General features: G+C 68.2%; 1 pseudogene. It reads right to left on the minus strand.

Annotated elements, in window-relative coordinates:
* Positions 1-421 (minus strand): annotated as a pseudogene (locus IU449_RS28725) (hypothetical protein); the annotation flags it as partial.

Consider the following 421-nt stretch of genomic DNA (forward strand, 5'->3'; position numbering starts at 1 on the left):
TTCAAACCGATGCTCATCGCCAGCAGCGCACCCTCGATCCACCGGATCAGGGTCTCGTCCTCGGTGACCTTCCACCGCGCGACAGCGGCGGAATTGACCATGAACACCACCAGCACGGTGGAGATCAACGCCTCCAGCAGGTAACTCGCCCAGAACAGCGGATCCCCCGCACCACCAGGGGCGAGGTTCTGCTGCACGTTGACCGCGCTGTAGAGCATCGCGCCCAGCACCACGCCGGCCAGCGCACGCGACGCCCAGGTCTTCTGCCGGTACAAGGCCGCGACCTGGGAGTGAGCGGAAGCCTGGCGCCGCTGCTCGGCCAACGCTTTACGCGCGACGACCAGGTCGGCCGCCTCCGCGCGCACGATCGCTTCCTGCGCACGGCGGATCTCCGCCGACACCGACTGCGCCGAGGACACCC

The sequence above is a fragment of the Nocardia higoensis genome (assembly GCF_015477835.1).
Taxonomy (GTDB): domain Bacteria; phylum Actinomycetota; class Actinomycetes; order Mycobacteriales; family Mycobacteriaceae; genus Nocardia; species Nocardia higoensis_A.